General features: G+C 62.7%; 18 protein-coding genes. 7 read left to right on the top strand and 11 right to left on the bottom strand.

All coding sequences use genetic code 11. The features are described from left to right. Positions 1-51: 51 nt before the first annotated feature. Complete coding sequence (locus PWM43_RS04985) at positions 52-876, bottom strand: ferritin-like domain-containing protein (RefSeq protein ID WP_289841463.1); 825 nt, start codon at positions 874-876, stop codon at positions 52-54. Positions 877-1,014: 138 nt separating this feature from the next. Between PWM43_RS04985 and bioB the strand changes: the two genes are divergently transcribed. The 4 genes from bioB (at position 1,015) to PWM43_RS04965 (ending at position 4,205) form a co-directional block, all read left to right on the top strand. Beyond that, the gene (bioB, locus tag PWM43_RS04980; RefSeq protein WP_289841462.1) at positions 1,015-2,058 is read left to right on the top strand and encodes a biotin synthase BioB; all 1,044 of its coding nucleotides are present in this window, start codon (positions 1,015-1,017) and stop codon (positions 2,056-2,058) included. Positions 2,059-2,239: 181 nt separating this feature from the next. After that, positions 2,240-2,476 carry a hypothetical protein gene (locus PWM43_RS04975; protein WP_289841461.1) on the top strand — a complete coding sequence of 79 codons (237 nt, stop codon included), beginning with the start codon at positions 2,240-2,242 and terminating at the stop codon, positions 2,474-2,476. After that, positions 2,464-3,921 carry a PepSY-associated TM helix domain-containing protein gene (locus PWM43_RS04970; RefSeq protein WP_289841460.1) on the top strand — a complete coding sequence of 486 codons (1,458 nt, stop codon included), beginning with the start codon at positions 2,464-2,466 and terminating at the stop codon, positions 3,919-3,921. Before PWM43_RS04975 ends, PWM43_RS04970 begins: the two co-directional genes overlap by 13 nt. After that, positions 3,918-4,205 (top strand): hypothetical protein, encoded by a 288-nt coding sequence (locus PWM43_RS04965; RefSeq protein WP_289841459.1) that lies wholly within the window; start codon positions 3,918-3,920, stop codon positions 4,203-4,205. Before PWM43_RS04970 ends, PWM43_RS04965 begins: the two co-directional genes overlap by 4 nt. Here PWM43_RS04965 and PWM43_RS04960 read toward each other — a convergent pair. The 5 genes from PWM43_RS04960 to PWM43_RS04940 are packed head-to-tail and all read right to left on the bottom strand — an operon-like array spanning position 4,159 to position 9,777. Next, the gene (locus PWM43_RS04960) at positions 4,159-4,986 is read right to left on the bottom strand and encodes a hypothetical protein (RefSeq protein ID WP_289841458.1); all 828 of its coding nucleotides are present in this window, start codon (positions 4,984-4,986) and stop codon (positions 4,159-4,161) included. The genes PWM43_RS04965 and PWM43_RS04960 overlap by 47 nt on opposite strands. An 8-nt stretch (positions 4,987-4,994) precedes the next feature. Beyond that, a complete protein-coding gene (locus tag PWM43_RS04955; RefSeq protein WP_289841457.1) occupies positions 4,995-5,948 on the bottom strand; it encodes an MlaD family protein in 954 nt (317 codons plus the stop codon). Continuing rightward, a complete protein-coding gene (locus PWM43_RS04950; RefSeq protein WP_289841456.1) occupies positions 5,948-6,643 on the bottom strand; it encodes a P-loop NTPase family protein in 696 nt (231 codons plus the stop codon). Before PWM43_RS04950 ends, PWM43_RS04955 begins: the two co-directional genes overlap by 1 nt. Further along, positions 6,644-7,441, bottom strand: a complete 798-nt coding sequence (locus tag PWM43_RS04945; protein ID WP_289841736.1) for an MlaE family ABC transporter permease — start codon at positions 7,439-7,441, stop codon at positions 6,644-6,646. 5 nt (positions 7,442-7,446) lie between these two features. Continuing rightward, positions 7,447-9,777 (bottom strand): adenylate/guanylate cyclase domain-containing protein, encoded by a 2,331-nt coding sequence (locus PWM43_RS04940; protein WP_289841455.1) that lies wholly within the window; start codon positions 9,775-9,777, stop codon positions 7,447-7,449. A 156-nt stretch (positions 9,778-9,933) separates the two neighbouring features. Between PWM43_RS04940 and ygfZ the strand changes: the two genes are divergently transcribed. Both ygfZ and hisI read left to right on the top strand, forming a co-directional pair. Continuing rightward, entirely contained in the window at positions 9,934-10,731 is a 798-nt protein-coding gene (gene ygfZ / locus PWM43_RS04935) for a CAF17-like 4Fe-4S cluster assembly/insertion protein YgfZ (protein WP_289841454.1), read from the top strand. Between the two features lies 1 nt (position 10,732). Then, on the top strand, positions 10,733-11,155 hold the full coding sequence (gene hisI, locus PWM43_RS04930) for a phosphoribosyl-AMP cyclohydrolase (RefSeq protein ID WP_289841453.1): 423 nt from the start codon (positions 10,733-10,735) through the stop codon (positions 11,153-11,155). On the opposite strand, the gene lpxB is transcribed toward hisI, so the two are convergent. The 5 genes from lpxB to rpmI form a co-directional block, all read right to left on the bottom strand. Beyond that, complete coding sequence (gene lpxB / locus PWM43_RS04925) at positions 11,137-12,345, bottom strand: lipid-A-disaccharide synthase (RefSeq protein ID WP_289841452.1); 1,209 nt, start codon at positions 12,343-12,345, stop codon at positions 11,137-11,139. The genes hisI and lpxB overlap by 19 nt on opposite strands. 5 nt (positions 12,346-12,350) lie before the next feature. Further along, positions 12,351-14,813, bottom strand: coding sequence for a phenylalanine--tRNA ligase subunit beta (gene pheT / locus PWM43_RS04920; RefSeq protein WP_289841451.1), 2,463 nt, complete (start codon positions 14,811-14,813; stop codon positions 12,351-12,353). A 4-nt stretch (positions 14,814-14,817) separates the two neighbouring features. Further along, entirely contained in the window at positions 14,818-15,888 is a 1,071-nt protein-coding gene (gene pheS, locus PWM43_RS04915) for a phenylalanine--tRNA ligase subunit alpha (protein ID WP_289841450.1), read from the bottom strand. Between the two features lie 124 nt (positions 15,889-16,012). Beyond that, the gene (gene rplT / locus PWM43_RS04910; RefSeq protein ID WP_289841449.1) at positions 16,013-16,387 is read right to left on the bottom strand and encodes a 50S ribosomal protein L20; all 375 of its coding nucleotides are present in this window, start codon (positions 16,385-16,387) and stop codon (positions 16,013-16,015) included. 11 nt (positions 16,388-16,398) lie between these two features. Continuing rightward, entirely contained in the window at positions 16,399-16,602 is a 204-nt protein-coding gene (gene rpmI, locus PWM43_RS04905) for a 50S ribosomal protein L35 (protein ID WP_023978115.1), read from the bottom strand. Between the two features lie 295 nt (positions 16,603-16,897). On the opposite strand from rpmI, the gene PWM43_RS04900 reads away from it, so the two are divergent. After that, entirely contained in the window at positions 16,898-19,336 is a 2,439-nt protein-coding gene (locus tag PWM43_RS04900; RefSeq protein WP_289841448.1) for a glucose/quinate/shikimate family membrane-bound PQQ-dependent dehydrogenase, read from the top strand. Positions 19,337-19,446 lie beyond the last annotated feature (110 nt).

Raw genomic sequence — 19,446 nt, 5'->3', positions numbered from 1 at the left:
TTCCACGCGCCGTTACAGGCTTCTCACCGCCGGACTCTCCCCACTGGCTTCTTACTGGGCCGGCGCCACCTTGCGGAACTTGCGCAGCCGCATCTGGATCAGCGCATACATCGCGCGCGAGGTGAGCGCCTGGAGCCGTGAGTGAGGCGTCAGACCGATCGTCTTGAAAATCATGCTTGTGACACGTTTGATATGATGTGGCTGATAGACGCCCATCGCGCGAGACATGTAGGCCGCGATGCATTGCTCGTGATTGTAAGGACGATCGGCAGATTCGTTGGTTGTGTAATAGGCGGTGGCGAGTTCGTCGTCCTCACTCTCGGTCACACGCCCCAGGGCAATACGCGTGCGCGCCAGGACACCGAGCTTCTCGCGTTTGAGATAGCGGTGCATGTGATCGTAGAAGAGCTTGAAATGACGATATTCGTCTGCCGCGATCTGTTTGCAGAGCGCCTTAAGCACGGGCTCGTCAGTGGCATCGGCAAGGGCCGTGTAAAACGATGACGTTCCCGTCTCGACCATACATCGGGCAATCAACTCGCCGCAGCGTGATCCTCGAATCGAAGCATCCACGTCCTGCTCGATGTGATAGGTCGCGCGATAGCGGGCGAAGGCTTCCATGTAATCCCACGTGGGGTCGGCGAGCATCGCCCATTTCCCCAGAGCGTCGCCGTGCTGCACTTCCTCGACGGCCCAGTTATCCGCGGCCGCGCGAAAATCAGGATCGCCAACGAAGACATTGCCGAGATAGATCGCGTAATCAAGGCCATTGCGCTCGACCACCGCCGCAGCTTTCACCACAGGAATGATGTCCGGATCGACCTTCGATACGTCGAACGCATCCCAGTCAAGCTGTTCGATACGCCAGTGTTTCATGCCCGGCTCCATGCCACGTTCCGACCCGTTTGGGTAGCAACTTGCGCAAGTTCAGGTGACAAATATGCCCGCGCTGTGGCATCGCTGCGTGCCCCGGTGCAGTTCGCACCTCTTTTTTCAAGGTTTACGGAGCTCCGCATGTCCGACGTCATGACCCGCCCGGAAAGCGGCACGCACGCCGCCTCGCCCCTTCGGAGCGCCCACCCTTCGCATCCCCAACCCTGGCACCCGGAAATCCGGCATGACTGGACACGTGAGGAAGTCGCTGCCGTCATCGCCCTGCCCTTTCCCGAATTGATCTACCGCGCGCAAACCGCCCATCGGGCTTTTTTCGATCCCACAAAAGTACAGATCTCAACGCTTCTTTCGATCAAGACAGGCGGCTGCCCCGAAGACTGCGCCTACTGCCCGCAGAGCGCCAAGCATGAGGACGGCGTAAAGGCCGAAAAGCTCATGGCCGTGGAGAAAGTTCTGACCGAAGCCCGCGCCGCCAAGGCGGCAGGCGCCGGACGCTTCTGCATGGGCGCGGCATGGCGCTCACCGAAAGAACGCGATCTCGACACCGTCTGCGCCATGATCGAGGGGGTGAAGTCGCTTGGACTGGAAACATGCGTGACGCTCGGGATGCTCGACGCCCATCAGAGCAAACGTCTTCGCGATTCCGGTCTCGATTATTACAACCATAACCTCGATACCTCACCCGAATACTACGACAAGATCATCTCGACCCGGACTTACCAGGAACGACTCGATACCCTCGAAAACGTGCGGAACGCAGGCATCAACGTCTGCTGTGGCGGGATCGTCGGCATGGGAGAGGCCCCCGATGACCGCGCGGGCCTGCTCGCCACCCTGGCTTCCCTCCCCCAGCATCCCGAAAGCGTGCCGATCAACATGCTGGTCCGGGTTGCCGGGACGCCTCTCGCCGAAGCCGATGCGGTGGATCCCCTGACCTTCGTGCGGATCATCGCGGCGGCGCGCATCACCATGCCTGCGAGCCATGTGCGCCTCGCCGCCGGACGCGAACAGATGAGCGACGAGACCCATGCTCTGGCCTTTCTCGCGGGAGCCAACTCGATTTTCTGCGGCGACAAGCTCCTGACGACGCCAAATCCCGCCGAACATCGTGACCGGCTGCTCCTCAAGGCACTGGGGATGACTCCCATGACCGAAGGTCACTGATCGCAGTCCACCAGGGCATTTTTTGCGAAAGATGCCCCTTCCACGCCACGTCGTGACGAAGACCTATCGGACTGCCTTTACAAGTCCGCAAGTTCTCCGTAGCAATATGCGAATGGTTCGCAGTTCGCCCGCTCCGAAGATTACCTCGCGACCGCCCTCTCTCTCCTGGCGGCGGTCCTGCATGTTGATCGCCGTCATCACGCTCGCCTATGCGACTTCATGGCTGGTCGTTGCGGATTTCGGCCATCTCACCCACCCACCCCGGCGCGACGATTTCCTGATCGGACAGACGCTCGCCACGGCCCTCATCCCCCTCTCGATTCTGATCGGATTCGGCTGGCGTCGCGACGGGCGGGGCGTGATCGCGCTGACAGCGTTTTTCCTCGCCGCGCTGCTGACATGGCTATGGCTGAAATGACGAGAGTGGCGACCGATACGCTCCGCGGACGCATGGGCTGGCTGCATCGCTGGGTCGGGTTCCTCGGAGGTCTCGTCATCCTCGTCATTTTCGCCGGTGGCACGCTCACGTCCTTCGACACCGAGATCGGCCGCTGGATGCAGCCCGAAATCCAGAGAACGACACGCATTCCCCTCTCCGATACACTGGTCGAGGCCGCGCGCGCGCGCGTTGAAACCCTGCGGCAGCAAGGGCAGAACGCTTCCATAGATCTCCCGACGGAGCGCGACCCGGTCCTCCGCATCCGCTACGGCAAAGCCGACGCGGCCGTAAAGGAAGCCCTCGATCCCGAGACGGGCGACGCCCTGCATGCCCGTCAGACCGTGGGAGGACAGTTCTTTTACGATCTTCACTTTACGCTCGACCTCGGCCACGATCTCGGTCGGCAGGTTGTCGATTGCGCGGGTATCGCGCTGCTGGTCGCGATTGGCTCCGGCCTCGTCATTCACCTCCGTTCGCTCTTCTCCGATCTCCTGATTTTTCGTCCCTTCGCGGCCCGGCCACGGGCGTGGATGGACCTTCATGTGCTTTCAGGCATCCTCGTTCTGCCGTTCCTCATCTCGACGGCTTATACGGGCGTTGTCGCGCATTCCGGCGCGATCCTGCCCGATCTGCGCGGCGGCCACCAACCGCCAGAAAAAGCCGTTTCCTATGACATTCCCGATCTCAGGCCGATCCTGGCCCAGGCCGAACGGATTTACGGCCCCGGGCATGTGGGTTCTCTGCTGTTCGGCAGGAACGGCGTGACGGCCACGCGCGCCGACAGCGCGACCTTTCTGCTCATGCGTGACGAGGCCGATTTCAGCCCGACGGGAGAGTTGCGCCGCACCGTTCATCACGGCGATGCGGTTTCCATCTCCCAGCAGGCGTTCCGCGGGGTGCATTTCGCTCGGTGGGTGCCGCTGCCTCTGCGCTGGATGTATTTCGGTTCCGGTCTCGCAGGCGCGGGGCTCATGACAAGCGGCCTGATCCTGTTTCTGCTCCGTTACCGCCGCACGAAAGAGAAAGACGCGCTCTTCGCTGTCGCCGAAACTCTCGCCATGACGGTCATTCTCGGATTTCCCGCCTCGGCACTGTTCCTGCTCTGGATGAACCGTCTGCTTCCGATCGATTTTCCGATGCGGTCACTCTGGGAGTGGCGAAGCTTCTTCGCCATGGCCGTGACGGTCTTCACGGGAGCGCTCATCGGCAGTTTCCGCCGGAAGAGCCTCTTCGCATGGCGGGGATTTCTGGCCTGGATCGGGTGTCTGGGACTTGCCCTTCCGCTCCTCGATAGTCTGACCCGTCCAGGCTGGACCGCCCATCTGGGAGCCAACGTATTCGTCGCCGTCGACGTGGTGGCCGCCCTCGCAGGCGTGGCGGCACTCTACGCCTGGACCCGTCTGCCTCCGGGGCGTCAGGCATGACAATCGCCCTATCCATCCTACTCTGGACTCTCGCCTTTCTGGCGCATACGCAGCGTCAGCCCAGGATCCTGCGTCTTCTGGGCCAACACAAAGCGTTCGCGCCCGGAATTCTGCTGCTCGTCAGCATCCTGCTGCCAGCGGCCGCGCTCGGCGCGTGTCTGGCCGCCTATGGCGGTGTCGGCCTCGAATACTGGATCGGCACGATGACGCTGGGAGGCGTCATTGCCGCCATGGGACTTACCGTGCAGGCAAGTCGCTCGGAGCATCCCTCGAAACAGCCTTGACCTGAGGCATCTGGGCTTCGCTCTGCGCAGCGCGGGTCGTGAATTCGGCTTCCAGATCAGTGCGTCCCGCCGCATGGGCCGCGCGCGCCGCGAGACGCAGCGCACGCGTCATGCCGCGATAATCCAGCATGCCACGCCGGAGGTCGGCCGCCCCGGCCGCTTCATTCCAGGCTGCCTCCGTCTGACCGTTCGAGAGATCGAGCCGGCTTGCAAGCTCCTTGTGATCCGCTTGCTCGTGAACGGGCGCACGCGGATCGCCGGAGATCACGCCGAGGCTGCGTGCGACGACATCGGGGCGCCCAAGCGTATCGGCCGACAGACCCGCCAGAAAGGCGGCCCTCTCCCGCAATCCTGGCTCGACGCCGCTTCGATCCGCGACGGCGGCGGCCTGCCGAAGCGCGTCCTCATAATGACCCGCACGGTATTGGGCGGCGGCCTCCACAACGCTCAGATCCACGAGGCTGCTGACATCGACGCCACGAAGCGCGAGATCGGCCCGCGTCCGGGATACGGTCTCCAGCGCCTCATCGGGTCGACCAAGGGTCAGCCGTGCCACGGCCAGATTGAAACCCGCATCGTGCAGCGCGGAGACATCATCTCTCAGAAGCGCCCGCTTGTAGGCGGCCTCATATTCGCTCACGGCCTGACCGGGATGTTCGAGATCGAAGGACGAATGTCCGACATCCATGTCATTCTCGAAGGCGTCGTCCACACGCGGAAAAGTCTTCTGCGCCGATGAACAGCCGCCCATCAGCAGGACCGTCGCAACGCTGCACTTCATGAACCGCTTCATGGCCGTATGTCCCGAGGCGCAAGCCGTTGAGGCTTCTGCACGCTCCCATGGCCGCCCAGAAGCCACAGGCCGCGCAGCTGATCGGTAAGCTTTTTCAGGCTGTCCGCCGTCGCCTGCGCCTGCGTCAGAAGTGCGGGAAGCTGCGCCGTCGCATCGTCCGCATGATGCAGGGCGCTGTTCACAGTGGGGGTCATTTTCCGCAGCGCACCGCTCGTATCGCGCAGATTGCGCATCGTTCCATCGGCTTTCGTCAGCACACCACCCACCTGCCCTTCGATGGGTTTCAAACGCTCGATCGTGTCCTGAAGCGTTGCCACCGTCGCGTCCGCGCGCCTGAGCAGCGCATCGTCCACGAGCAGCCCGCCCACAGTGCCTTTCCCGGCTTTTACGTTGTCCGCGACCGCTTTGAGATCCGCGGTGATGGCCTGCGCGTTATGCATGACGGGCACGATATTCGTACGGATGTCATTCAAGGTCGAGGTGATCATGTCCGCCGGATTGGCTTCGATCTTCGCCGACAGTTCGGCGAACTGCCAGTCCATGACGGTCCCTTTCCCGCGCGACAGATCGATATAGGACGCTCCGGCCACGACGAAACGCCGCCGGATCGTCGCCGTGCTGTCGCGCCGGATGAAGCTCTTGAACTGCGGGTCGATGTTGGCGACCGCATACATCCGGCTTTCCTGGTTGAGATGCACGGCGCTGATGGAGCCCACGCGAATGCCCATGAGTTCCACGTCGTTGCCGACGGCAAGACCCGCGACCCCGCTCTCCGGCAGGACCAGCCGCAGACGCGCGGGAGGCGAAATCCAGTCATGGAGCACCCCGGCTTCGATCACCGCGGCGACGAACAGCCCGATGCAGAACAGAACGAACGCCCCGACAAGTTCGTCAGCGTAGCGAACGCGAAGCAAAGGCTGCTCACGATCATGATGGCGTATACGCAGCATCAGACACCTCGCATGGGAATGAGACCTTCATCGAGAAGGAGAAAATGGTGGGTGGCCTGCTTGAGATACGAGTTCCAGACGTCGTCGTTCCGTGCGAACCAGATGACGGCCGTGCCCTCATTCCGCGCGTGAGTCAGAACGCCGAGAAATGTATCCAGCAGTTCGGGCGTCTCGGGCCCTACAGGCTCTTCCAGCAACAGCAATGACGGATCCCCCATGAAGGCGCGCACCAGTGCGGATCTCCGCAGGTCCAGCGTCGAGAGACGCCCCGGCGCGACGGTGGGCAGACCCGGCAGGCCAAACCGCACGGCAAGACGCGACGCCTCTTCGACCAGTTGGTCTTCAGGCGTGGTCGTATGGTGCAGAACCGGGGTGAGAATGTTCAGATGCGTGCCGAACATGTCGACCCAGGCACCGATCTGGGCGATGCGTCCGATGCGCGCGCGCAGGGCCCATTGTTCCTGCACCTCGAGTTGCGTCCAGTCGAGACCCATGCATCGCAGCGTGCCCGAATAGAGCGGCACCATTCCGGCGCACAGATCCCCGAACAGCCCGGAACGCTCCCGGTCGCGCGACCGGATCAACGCGCAGTCACCCGGCATGAGGCGCAGATCGTAAGCGACCGACATCAGGCCCGCCTGGTCGAAAGCAGGCCGGGCCTGACGCATCTCGATGACAGGTTCAGTGGAACGCATTCAGGCAAATCCTACCGTCAACGCCACGTTGATCACCATGAGAACCATGATTCCACGCGCAAAACCTCGCGGCATCAAGGTGGCGATGTCATCATCGCGTGTCACGTCCATACCCGTCAGCGTGCAGGAGAGGCTGACGAAGAAACCGCTGAGCAGAAATTTGAGCGGGATCGAGACGTAATCCCGCGGCTCCAGCGCACGAAGAATATCATAGAGAAAGGACCAGATGGACTGCGTGACGATATTCTCCGCCCAGCAGACGATATAGCCCACCGACAGCGACACGATGCTGAACAGCATACCGAGCGCGAATGAAGCCAGTGTCATGGCCAGGGCTCGGGGCACCATGAAAAACAGAAACGGGTCGATCCCTTCCGCCTCGAAGGTGCGCATCTGTCCACCCATGGTCAGCATGCCGATCTGCGTCAGGCCCAGCATTCCGTTGCGTCCGAGCAGGATGATCCCAACGAGCACCGGCGCGATTTCACGCACGAGCACCGTCGCGAGGATGGAATCGGTCGTCGCTTCCATTCCGACGACATTCAGCCAGTAGATCGTCTGCGCAACGATCCCGAACCCTGTCAGCGCGGAAACGACCAGCGTACTGACGATACCGCCGCCCGCCGCCGCCCTCAGGGAATGGCGATATTCCATCCGCACGCTGCGACGCCATGAATTGGGACGTATGGCTTCGCGCAACACTCCCCAGCCTACGCCGACGAGCATGAGGCTGAAGCGGAGCTGACGACGGGTCATCGCGCCCAGCCCGTGCAGGAAAGCCCGGATCTTTTCAATCACACGCTTCAACGGCGGCCCGCCATGATGAAACTGCGTGTCACGCCGGAACGGGGCAGATAAAATTTGCCGCGCGGACGGAAAAGATAACGGTCGCGCAGAAGAGTGTAAGCGCTTTCAGAAACCTGAATGGTCGCCGTATCCGGCATGCTGTCGGCCAGCAATTCCGAAATCTGAACGGCGTCGCCCCAGATGTTGAACACACCGGGCACATCTCCCAGCTGGGCGCCGATGGCCGCGCCGACATCCATTCCGATGCGGAAGCTTGAAGACAGATCCGCGTCCGCGAGCGTGTTGATGCAAACCTCACGAATGGCCAGCACCGCGTCCGCGAGACGCAGGACAGCGTCGTAATCCGGCTCCTTGCCGCAGCCTCCGATCAGAAGGAGTCGATTGCCGATGACCTGAGCCGAAAAAAGATGATGTTCCCGCGCGATTTCCTGCACTTGTCCCGCGATTTTCTGCACAACCGGGAGGAGATCGACTTCATCTTCGAAATCCCGTGACACGGACGCCCCGAAAAGAACCGTCGCCACCGACACCATCGGGTAGCGCCCCGCCGGAAGAGGATCGTCGGCATCCGCGCCCGGGGCCAGCATGAACCCTTCCTCCAGACGCACGGCAGCATCGCTCGTGGCTGAAACGGGGCTGCTTTCATGCGCCGCTTCCTGTTCTCCCGCCGCCGCGAAGCGCACAGCCGCGACGCCGCCAACAAATGCGGCGAGATAAGCGATGGCCTTGGCGCGGCTCGCCTCTTCGAGAGCGACCATACCCAGGACCTTGCCGTTGGCGCTGATGGGCACAAGAAGAAGCTTGCGCGTTCCGATATCGCGCATGAACAGGCGTTGAAAGGCGCGCAGCCGCTCGTCTCCGGCGGCGTCAGCACTTTCTATGATTTCATCGTCGATGAGAGCCTTGACGAAAGTCCCGAGATCCGCGCTCGACAGTTCCAGACCCGTACTGTGCACCCGCGTCTGGCTGTCATAAGCATCTTCGCAAAGAAGGCGCTCGTCGTTCCCGACCAGCCGCCAGAAGCTCACCCGACGTGCCTCGCCAATGCTCGCCAGGCTTTCGCTGAGAATTTCGGCGCCATGTTCCGGATCGAACAGATCCGGCTGGGCCGCAATCGTGCCCAGCACACCGTTTTCGACAACCCGCATCTCCCGCTCGTCTTCCAGAACCTGCAAAACATGCTCTGTTCGACGGTTCTGACGAATGAGAAAACCGGCCAGCACGGCCGCGAGCAGTCCGACAACGCCTGAGAGCAGAAGATTCTGACGCCCCGCCGAGCGCGTAAAGGAGGCAAAATCCTTTTCGGGTGCCGCGAGCAGAAGCACCCATCCTTTTTGCCGCGCATGATCGATCGGCGTTGCAATCGTTACGTAATCGCCCGTCGCCTGCTTGACGATGCGTGGCCCCGCGCCAAGCACGTGATACATCGAGAGCATCCGGGAAAAAACTGGTTCCTTCGCCGGGTCGAGCGTCATGTGGGCGAAATCCCAGTCGGATTTACGCGCCAGATCCTCCAGCCCCTCTCCCGCCACGACGTGGCCCGCGCCATCCACGATGACGGCCCGGCCGGACTTGCCCATATTCAGCTTACGCAGGAATTCGGAAAGGCTGCGAAGAGAGATATTGATTGCGAAAACAGCCGTTTCGCCGCTTTGAAGATTGAAACGGGTCGATGCCGTCACGACCAGGGACTGATTATTGCGCAGCGCGTAAGGGTCGGCCCAGTAGAGATGCCGGTTGCCCATCGCGCCCTTATACCAGGGGCGTCCGACGGGATCATACCCGGTCGCGTCGACATCCGCCGTGCGCAGCAGCTTTCCGTCGGTATCGTAGATCCATTGATGAAAATGCCCTCCGTTGCCGTCAGCGACAAGATGGGAGCATTCCACGCGCTGCGCGCCGTTATCGTCCATGCGTCCGACGAACCAGAAACGATGATTTTCGTCAGCCAGATAAAAGCTTTCCACCTGTGCGACATTCTTGAGCATGGATTGCGCATAGGACAGGAACAACTGCGGCGGCACGTCGTTCGGCTCGCTCTCGAGCGTTTCGTGAGCAAGAATATCGCGCGCAATTTCCGCCGTCGCGGGCGCTGGCGCAAGGTAGTCGGAAACCCGCACTTTCAGTTCCTGCTGCTGCAGAAAAAGCATGTTCCGCGTCAGATCAAGAACGCCAGCCCGGTTGACAAGGTACGAACGCAGTGAAATTCCGAGAATAACGGCGACGACCGCGACGACGCCAAACAGGGGGCCACCGATCTGCAATAACGTGCGCCGACGACGTCGCAAGGTTTTGCCCGATGGATCAACGATCTCGTTGGCAGCCAAGAGTGATCCTCGTTAAGAATTGTATCGCTGACCATTATTAGACACGATGATTTAATAACGCCAAGAGCTTAAGCACGTTTCTTCACAAAACACGCCTGCCCGTCCTGTGGCCCTCCTGCCATCGTGAATGCAGACCGAAGACCGGAAACATCGCCCATGCCAACGACATGCCTTCCCGATCGACGCGTCGTCGCCGTCACGGGATCTGACCGAACACAATTTCTCCAGGGCCTCGTGTCCAACGACGTGACTCTGGCCTGGGCCGGCAAAGCCGTCTGGGCGGCGTTCCTGACGCCGCAAGGCCGTTACCTCGCGGATTTCTTTATTTTCGCCGATGGAGAGCGCCTGCTGCTCGACGTCTGGGACGCGCATGCCGAGATGCTCGTCAGCCGCCTTTCACGTTTCAAACTGCGCGCGGATGTCAATCTTGCCGTGACGGATCTGCACGTATCGGCGGGATGGGCCGAAGCGCAACGCGCCGATAAAGGCGTTGTGGCGGCCGATCCTCGCCTCCCCGAGGCGGGCTGGCGCGCGATTTCCGAGCACGCGGAGCCTTCCGATCAGTATGCGGCTTACGAAGCCCATCGCATCGCACTGGGACTGCCCGAGCCGGTCGATTGCAAACCGGAACAGACACTGCTGCTGGAAGCCAATTTCGACTGGCTGCACGGTGTGTCATGGACCAAGGGTTGCTACATGGGGCAGGAACTCACGGCGCGGACGCATTATCGCGCCCTTCTGCGCCGTCGTCTCGTCCCGGTGCGCAGCGAAACGCCGCTGCCGCCCTTTGGTACGACCATCACATCTGAGGGCAAGGATGTGGGAGAACTGCGATCCGTCTCCGACAAATCGGGGCTTGCGTTCCTGCGACGTGAGGCCTGGAATGCGCCGCTCACATGCGCAACGCAGTCGCTCGACGTCCACCTGCCTGAATGGTTCGAGGAAAAACCCTGAAATGTCGTATCGCGCGCCAACCCACGACGCTCTCGAAGCCATGCTGGACAGTGTCGATTTCGATGCTAACGGCCTCGTCGCCGCGATCGCCCAGTCCGCCGATACGGACGGCACCGTGCTGATGATGGCGTGGATGAACCGCGAGGCGCTGGCGGAGACGCTGGCGAGCGGACAGGTCTGCTATTATTCCCGCAGCCGCTCCAGACTCTGGCGCAAGGGTGAAACATCCGGCCAGCGTCAGCAATTGATCGAGGCGCGTCTGGACTGCGACGGGGACGCGATCCTCCTGCTCGTGCGCCAGACCGGCGTCGCCTGCCACACGGGGCGGTTGAGCTGCTTTTACCGCGCCTTTACTCCCAAAGGCTTCCGTGAGACCGAAGCGCCCCGCGTCTCCGCCGAGACTCTTTACGGAGCCGCCGGTTGAGGGACGCCTGACCGGGGCTCGGCCAGAAGAGCGAGAATTTCCACCGCGGCCGCACCGGCGGCGGTACTCGCGGGAGCGCCGGGCGGGGGCGCGAGCTGCGGCAGGGTCGTCGCAAAGGCATCGCGCTGCGCTTGAGCGGCCCGGCGATCGGTAAGCAGCTTATAAACGGTATCCGCCAGAATATCAGGACGGCATTTTTCCTGTAACAGTTCGGGCACCACTTCCCGACCCGCGAGCAGGTTGATCATCGCCACGTAAGGAACCTGTATCATGCGTCGCGCGATCAGCGCCGTGACAGGATTGACGCGGTAAGTAACCGCCATCGGGACGCCCGCCAGCGCCAGTTCGAGAGTCGACGTGCCCGATTTCGTGAGAGCCGCGCCCGCCGCTGCGAACGCATCATGCTTGTCATGCATGTCCGTGATGATACTCGGCGTCACCGGCCATGCCGCAACGGCCTTCTTCACGGTTGCGGCCACGACAGGCGAGATTGGAACCACCGCATGTATGTTGGGAATGCGCTGCTTGAGAAGAGCCAGCGTCTTGCCAAAAACGGGCAGCAGCTTCGGCACCTCGCTCCGCCGACTGCCCGGCATCAGTACCACGATCGGAACATCCGGCGCGATACCGTGCCGAAGGCGAAAACGCCTCGCATCGCCTTTATCCGCTTCGGACTGAAGAACGGGATGGCCCACGAAATGCGCTGTAATCCCGCGCTGCGCGAACCATTCCGCTTCGAATGGGAGAAGACACAGCATCTTGTCCCACAGGCCGGGAAATTTTTTTACCCGCTCCGCGCGCCATGCCCAGACCTGAGGCGCCACGAAATGCACCCGCGGGATGTCCAGATGCGCAACGCGACGCAGCAAACGAAGCGAAAAACCCGGACTGTCCACCGTCACGATCATATCGGGATGACGACGTTCGATATCCGTGACCGCCTCGTTCAGACGACGGGACAGTGACCTGAGACGCGGCAGGACTTCGACCAGCCCCATGACCGCAAGCTCCCGCATGGGGAAGAGGCTTCTCAGCCCCAGCGCCTCCATGCGCGGGCCGCCGACCCCCACGAATACGAGATGGCTGTCCCGCGCATGCAGGGCCTCCATCAGGCGCGCGCCCAGAATATCACCGCTGGGCTCGCCTGCCAGCAGCCAGATCACGTGAACGGGCACAGAACCATGAGGCATGGCGTTCAGCGCCTCAGGGTCGCGCCGGTCGCGCGTGTGACGGCCGCCACGATTTTTTCGCTCACAGCCTCGATTTCGGTATCCGTCAGGCTGACTTTCTGGGGTTGCAGCGTGACTTCGACGCCGAGCGAACGTTGACCGGCCTCGAGCGGCGCGCCTTCGTAAACATCGAACAGCCTGACTTCGGAAATCAGATTGCGCTCCGCGCCGCGCGCTGCGCGCAGAACGCCCTGCACTTCGACGTCGGCACCGGCCATAAACGCGAAATCGCGACGGACCGGCTGGAGCGATGACAGATCAGGCGCCGCCTTGCGTCGGCTCTTCGGCAATGGCACCGCATCGAGATAAAGCTCGAAGGCGACCAGCGTGCCGTCGATCCCCATTTCCCGCGTAACCGTCGGATGCAGTTCGCCGAACGCGCCAAGGACGACCTTCGGCCCCTGGCGGACCTGTCCTGAACGACCCGGATGATAGTGCCCCGGCGCATCGGCGGTCACAGAAAGCGCTTCGCAGGGCAGTCCCAGCAAATCCAGCAATCCCTCCAGATCCGCTTTCGCATCCCACAGCGTCATCTCGCGTGAAACGCCGCCCGGTGCGCGCGGTGTCGTCCCGCCGCGCAGTCCGGCGAGCATCGTCACCTGACCGTCGGGCAGAAAAGCCGGTCCGACTTCGAAGAAACCCGTGGCCTCATGGCCGCGTGCCGCATTGCGCTGCCACGCGCGGACCAGATTGGCGAGCGGTGTCGGGCGCAGCTGGTCGAGATCGGTCGCGATCGGGTTCAGCAGGCGAAGCCCGTCCGCGGCCACGCCGAACAGCGCTGCATCCTCGTGCGAGACGAAGGAGAAGCCGACAGTCTCCATCAGCCCGCGTGCCGCGCAGAAACGCCGTACCTGCCCCTTGCGCGTCTGACGCGCATCCAGCGCGGCGGCCGGGACCATCGTCGGCTGGGGCAGCTTTTGCGCGGGTATGGCGTCCAGCCCGTGCAGACGCAGGATTTCCTCGATCAGATCGCACTCGGCCTCGACCGCATGCACCTCGGCGGCAGCCGTCGCGGCGCGGTCCACCGGCAGATGCGGCGCCTGATCGAGCACGACGCCCGTGGCGATATCGTTGCGCCAGGACGGCACAGCGAAGCGCGCGCGTTTTGCCTCGCGTTCGAGAACCTCGAATCCCAGATGCTCCAGCGTGCGCACCGCGTCGTCCGGAGCGACGGAGAGACCGCCGACGGTCTCGATCCGCTCGAAACGCAGCCACGCATCGCGCTGCCATTTCGGAGTCTCGCCCGCCGAAACGACATCGCTGGCCTCACCGCCGCAAAGATCGACGATCATGCGCGTGGCCGCTTCGAGTCCGGGCCCCACGAGCGCCGGATCGATGCCCCGCTCGAAACGCTGCCGCGCATCCGTATGAATGCCGAGGCGACGGCCGGTCAACGCGATACGCACGGCGTCGAACAGGGCCGACTCGATGAAAACATCCGTCGTGGCATCGGAAACGCCGGTCTCCTCGCCGCCCATGATGCCCGCGAGCGACTGAACCCCGGCTTGGTCGGCGATGACGAGATCATCCGTACCCAGCACGTATTCACGTCCATCCAGCCCCGCAAACGTTTCGCGCGCGGCACGAGTCAGCGTCAGCGTGCCACCAGAAATCCTGGCCGCATCGAAAACATGCAGTGGGCGACCGAGATCGAACGCCAGATAGTTGGTGACATCGACCAGCGCCGAGATCGACTTCACGCCCACGGCTTCGAGACGCTGGCGCAGCCAGGCCGGGCTCGGACCGTTCCTCACGCCGCGCACCAGGCGCCCGACGACATAGGGACAGGCTTCCGGATAGGCGATCTTCCAACCGATCGGAGACGCAAACCCGCCCTCGACGGTTTCGATCAGCCAGGGCTTGAGATGGCCGATCCCCGCCGCCGCGAGATCGCGTGCGACGCCGCGCACACCGAGCGCGTCGCCGCGGTTGGGCGTGATCGCAATCTCGATGACCGGGTCATCCAGCTTCGCGAACTCGGCATAGGACTGCCCGAGCACCACGTTCTCCGGCAGTTCCGCGATTCCGTCGGACTCCGCGCCGAGCCCAAGCTCACGCAGCGAGCACAGCATGCCGCCGCTTTCCTGCCCGCGAATCCTGCCCGCCTTGATGGTGATGTCGGAGCCGGGAATGTAGGTGCCCGGCGGCGCGAAAATCACATGCAGCCCGGCCCGCGCATTCGGAGCGCCGCAAACGACCTGAACGTGCTCGAAAGCCCCGCCTGCCGCGACGACGCAGACCTGCAACCGGTCCGCGTCGGGATGGCGGTGCGCTTCGAGGATCTTGGCGACGCGAAATCCCCTGAGGGCGTCGGCCGGATTGTGAACGCTCTCGACCTCGAGGCCGATCGTATTCAGCCTGGCGAGGATTTCGTCCAGAGACGCGGTGAAATCGAGGTGCTCGCGCAGCCAGGACAGCGTGAACTTCATGACCTCAGACTCCTTCCGCCAGAGTGACGGACGCGAACGGCGAGAAACCGTAATGACGCAGCCAGCGCAGATCGCTTTCGTAGAAGGACCGCAAATCGGGAATGCCGTGCTTGAGCATGGTCAGGCGCTCGATGCCCATGCCGAAAGCGAAACCCTGCCATTCCGCCGGATCCAGACCGCAATTCGCGAGAACGCGCGGATGCGTCATGCCCGCGCCCAGCACCTCGAGCCAGTCCTCGCCCCCGCCGACGACGCCCGTCTGGCGCGACCATCCGATATCCACTTCCATCGAAGGTTCGGTGAACGGAAAATAGGACGCGCGAAAGCGCACGGGCAGATCGGGCTTGTCGAAGAACACGCGCAGGAATTCGATCAGACAGCCTTTGAGATGGCCAAGGGTTACGCCCTTTTCGACCACCAGGCCCTCGCATTGATGAAACATTGGCGAATGCGTGGCATCGTGATCCGCGCGATAGGTGCGCCCTGGCGCGATGATGCGGATGGGGGGCTCCTGCGTGAGCATGGTGCGGATCTGCACGCCGGACGTCTGGGTCCGCAACACGCGCTCCGGCGCACCCTCGTTCTGGGGCGGGAGATAGAACGTGTCGTGCTCGGTGCGGGCGGGATGGTGATCGGGCGTGTTGAGGGCGGAGAAGTTGTGCCACTGCGTCTCGATGTCCGGGCCTTCGGCCACGGAAAATCCCATCGCGGCGAAAATGGCGGTCATTTCGTCGATCGTGCGCATGATGGGATGGAGCAGGCCGCACGGCGCAAGCGACGCGGGCATCGTCACATCGACGCGCTCGGTCTTCAGACGCGCATCCAGAGCGGCCGCGGCGATTTCCTGGCCCCGTGCTTCCACAGCGACATTGAGTTCGTCACGCAGCTGGTTGAGCGCCTGCCCGCGCGCCTTGCGCTCTTCGGGGCTCATGCGTCCGAGCTCCTTGAGCAGACGCGTCAGACGACCTGATTTTCCCAGCGTACCAACGCGGATCGCATCCCAGGCGGTATGATCCTCCGCCTGCGCGAGTGCTGCCAGCGTTTCGTCTCTCAGCGCGCCGAGATCGTCGCCCATCGCTCCGTGCTCCATACCCAAGAACCAACACCCATCCAAAAAAGAAAACGGGCCGTCCTGATACAGGACGACCCGTTTTCGAGCAAACCTTGATAGAGCCTGAAAATCAGGGAAGAACCTGAAATCAGGCCTTCGCCGTTTCCTGCTCCAGCGCGCTCTGGGCGGCCTTGACGATTTCGCCGAAAGTGGCGGCGTCGTCATAAGCGATGGCGGCGAGAACCTTGCGGTCGATCTCGATGCCGGCCTTGGCCAGACCGTTGATGAACTTGCTGTAGGTCAGACCGTGCTCGCGGACGGCGGCGTTGATACGCTGAATCCACAGGGCGCGGAAATCGCGCTTCTTGTTGCGACGATCGCGATACGCATAGCGAAGCGCCTTTTCGACGCGCTCGATGGCGATGCGATAATTGGTCGAAGACCGGCCGCGGTAGCCCTTGGCGAGATCCAGAACCTTCTTGTGACGTGCGTGGGTGGTTACGCCGCGTTTAACTCGTGCCATGCCCTATCTCCTCACGCCAGCCCGTAGGGGGCCCACTGCTTCACGGTCTTCGCATCCATGTCCGTCATGGTCTGCGGGCCGCGATTGGTGCGCTTCATTTTCTGCGGACGGTTGATCAGACCGTGGCGTTTGTTGCCCGGACCACACATCACCTTGCCGGTCGCGGTGATCTTGAACCGCTTCTTGACCGACGACTTCGTCTTCATCTTGGGCATTTCATTCTCCTTGGTCTTGTCAGTGCCTGCCGGACGCGAAGTCCGGCAACCCCAGCGCCGCCCCTCCCGAAAGAAGGCCAGCACACGGCCGGGCATGCCCTACAGGCCCGGACGCGTGTCGAAGCGCGGCTCATATACGAACCACGCTGTTCACTCAACCGTTTTCAGCGGAACTTTCCTCACGGCGCGCCGTCAGAAGCAAACCTGACGCGCCTGCAACGTGATATCACACTTGACGCCATGCGCGGCTTTATGGCGAGACAGTCCCAATATCCTTACAGCACGGGAAATCCGAATGACCGTTCACTCCAGGTCTCGCGCCTGGGCCACGCTGACTGTTGTGATATTCGCGCTTTGCGGCGCCTATCTCGCAATCGGCGGCCTCTGGCTCCTATCCTACGGCGATACGACCTATTACGCCGTCTGCGGGCTCGCGCTCCTGGGCGTCGCCTTCCTCGTCCATAGCGGCCGTCAGGCCGCGTTATGGCTCTACACCATCGTGCTGCTCGGTTCGGTGGCCTGGGCGATCAGCGAGGTCGGCATGGACTTCTGGTCGCTCCTGCCGCGATGCGACCTCGTCATCCTTCTGGGAGCATGGCTGCTCATTCCCGCGGTTACGCGTCAGATCCCCGCCGGAACGATCGCGAAACTGCCCCTCAGCGCCGCCGTCGTGATTTCGGCGGCCACGGTCGTCGTGGCGTTCATGGGCGATCCCGGAGATCGCGCGGACAGCCTGCCGACCGACAAGATCGCCGACAACGCCATGGACGCGACCGATCAGAGCCACATGCCGGATGGCGACTGGCGCGCCTATGGGCGCACCCAGCGTGGAGACCGCTTCTCGCCGCTCGCTCAGATCACTTCACGAAACGTAGGCGCGCTTCAGGTCGCGTGGACGCTGCGGACCGGCGATCTCAAGGGACCGAATGATCCGGGCGAAACGACGAACGAGGCGACCCCTCTGGCCGTGAACGGCACGCTGTATCTTTGCTCGACGCATCAGAAACTCTATGCGGTCGACGGCGCGTCGGGAAAGACGAAGTGGGTGTTCGATCCGCATCTTTACGTCAATCCCGGCTTTCAGCACCTCACCTGCCGTGGCGTCTCATATCATGAATCCAGCGATACGGCCGTGACATCCGATGGCAGCCCGGCGCCCGCGGGCGAGTGCCTCCATCGGATCTTCCTCCCCGTCAATGACGGTCGCCTGTTCGCGGTGGACGCCGATAGCGGCAAGGCATGCCCCAGCTTCGGCCAGAACGGCGAACTCGACCTGCGCACGCCCGGCATGCCGTACACCAAGGTCGGCGATTACGAACCCACTTCTCCCCCCATCGTGACGGACAAGCTGGTCATCATTTCCGGCGCCGTCACCGATAACGGCTCGATCCATGAGCCATCCGGCGTCACGCGCGCTTTCGACGTGTTCACGGGCAAGCTCGTCTGGGTGTTCGATCCGGGCAATCCCGATCCGAACCAGATGCCGGAAGACGGACACAAATTCGTAGCGAATTCGCCCAATTCGTGGATCACGTCCTCCTACGATCCGAAGCTCGGCCTGATCTACATCCCGACCGGAGTGCAGACACCGGACGAGTGGGGCGGCAACCGTAGCGCCGATTCGGAGCGCTATGCCTCAGGCGTGCTGGCGCTGCACGCCGATACCGGCAAGCTGGCCTGGTTCTACCAGACGGTTCACCACGACGTCTGGGACATGGACGTTCCTTCCCAGATGAGCCTTGCCGACGTCACGCAGAAGGACGGCACGGTCATTCCCGCTCTGTATGCGCCGACCAAGACAGGCAACGTCTTCGTGCTCGACCGGCGTGACGGACATCCGATCGTCGACGCCCCCGAACGCCCCGTTCCCCAGGGTGCGGCGCCGGGCGATCACGTCTCGCCGACCCAGCCCTTCTCGAAGCTGACTTTCCGTCCGGAGGAACTGCTGACGGGCAAGGACATGTGGGGCGCGAGCCTCTTCGACCAGCTCGTCTGCCGCATCGCGTTCCATCAGCTCGATTATCGCGGCACCTTTACGCCGCCCTCCGAGCGCGGCACCCTCGTTTTCCCCGGCAATCTCGGCATGTTCGAGTGGGGCGGCATGGCCGTCGATCCCCAGCGACAGATCGCGATCGCCAATCCGATCGCATTGCCCTTCGTGTCGCAGCTGGTGCCCCGTGGCCCGCACAATCCTCTCTGGCCGAAAGATACCGGCGCCGGCACGGGTGGCGAGAGCGGACTTCAGCCGAATTACGGTATCCCCTACGGCGTCAAGCTCAACCCGTTCCTGAATCCGGCGCTCACACGCATCGGTCTGCCGCTCCCCTGCAAACGTCCGCCGTGGGGCTACATGGCCGGGATCGATCTGCGCACGAACAGAATCGTCTGGCAGCATCGCAACGGCACACTGCGCGACAGTCTCGAAGCCTCACCGTACCGCTTCATCCCGCTGCCGCCGCTGACAGTTGGCGTGCCAAGTCTCGGCGGCCCGCTCGCGACGGCGGGGAACGTCGCGTTCCTTACCTCGTCGATGGACCGCTACATTCGCGCCTATGACGTCACGGATGGAAAGATCCTCTGGCAGGATCGTCTTCCCGCCGGTGGTCAGTCGACGCCGATGTCCTATATGGCCAACGGACGTCAATACATCGTGACTTACGCGGGAGGTCATGGCTCCTTCGGCACCAAGCTGGGCGACTATCTGATCGCCTATGCCCTGCCCGAGCACCACTGAAACGCAAAACCGACCCTCTTCTACGGAAGAGGGTCGGTCGACTTCAGGGACAAAAACCAGCCATAGGTTATCAGAAGCCCGCTTTTCAGCGGGCTTTTACGTTCCGCTCG

This window comes from Brytella acorum, assembly GCF_029309905.1.
GTDB classification, from domain to species: Bacteria; Pseudomonadota; Alphaproteobacteria; order Acetobacterales; family Acetobacteraceae; genus Brytella; species Brytella acorum.
The sequence above is the reverse complement of the archived record's forward strand: the minus strand, read 5'-3'. Positions and strand labels throughout refer to the sequence as shown.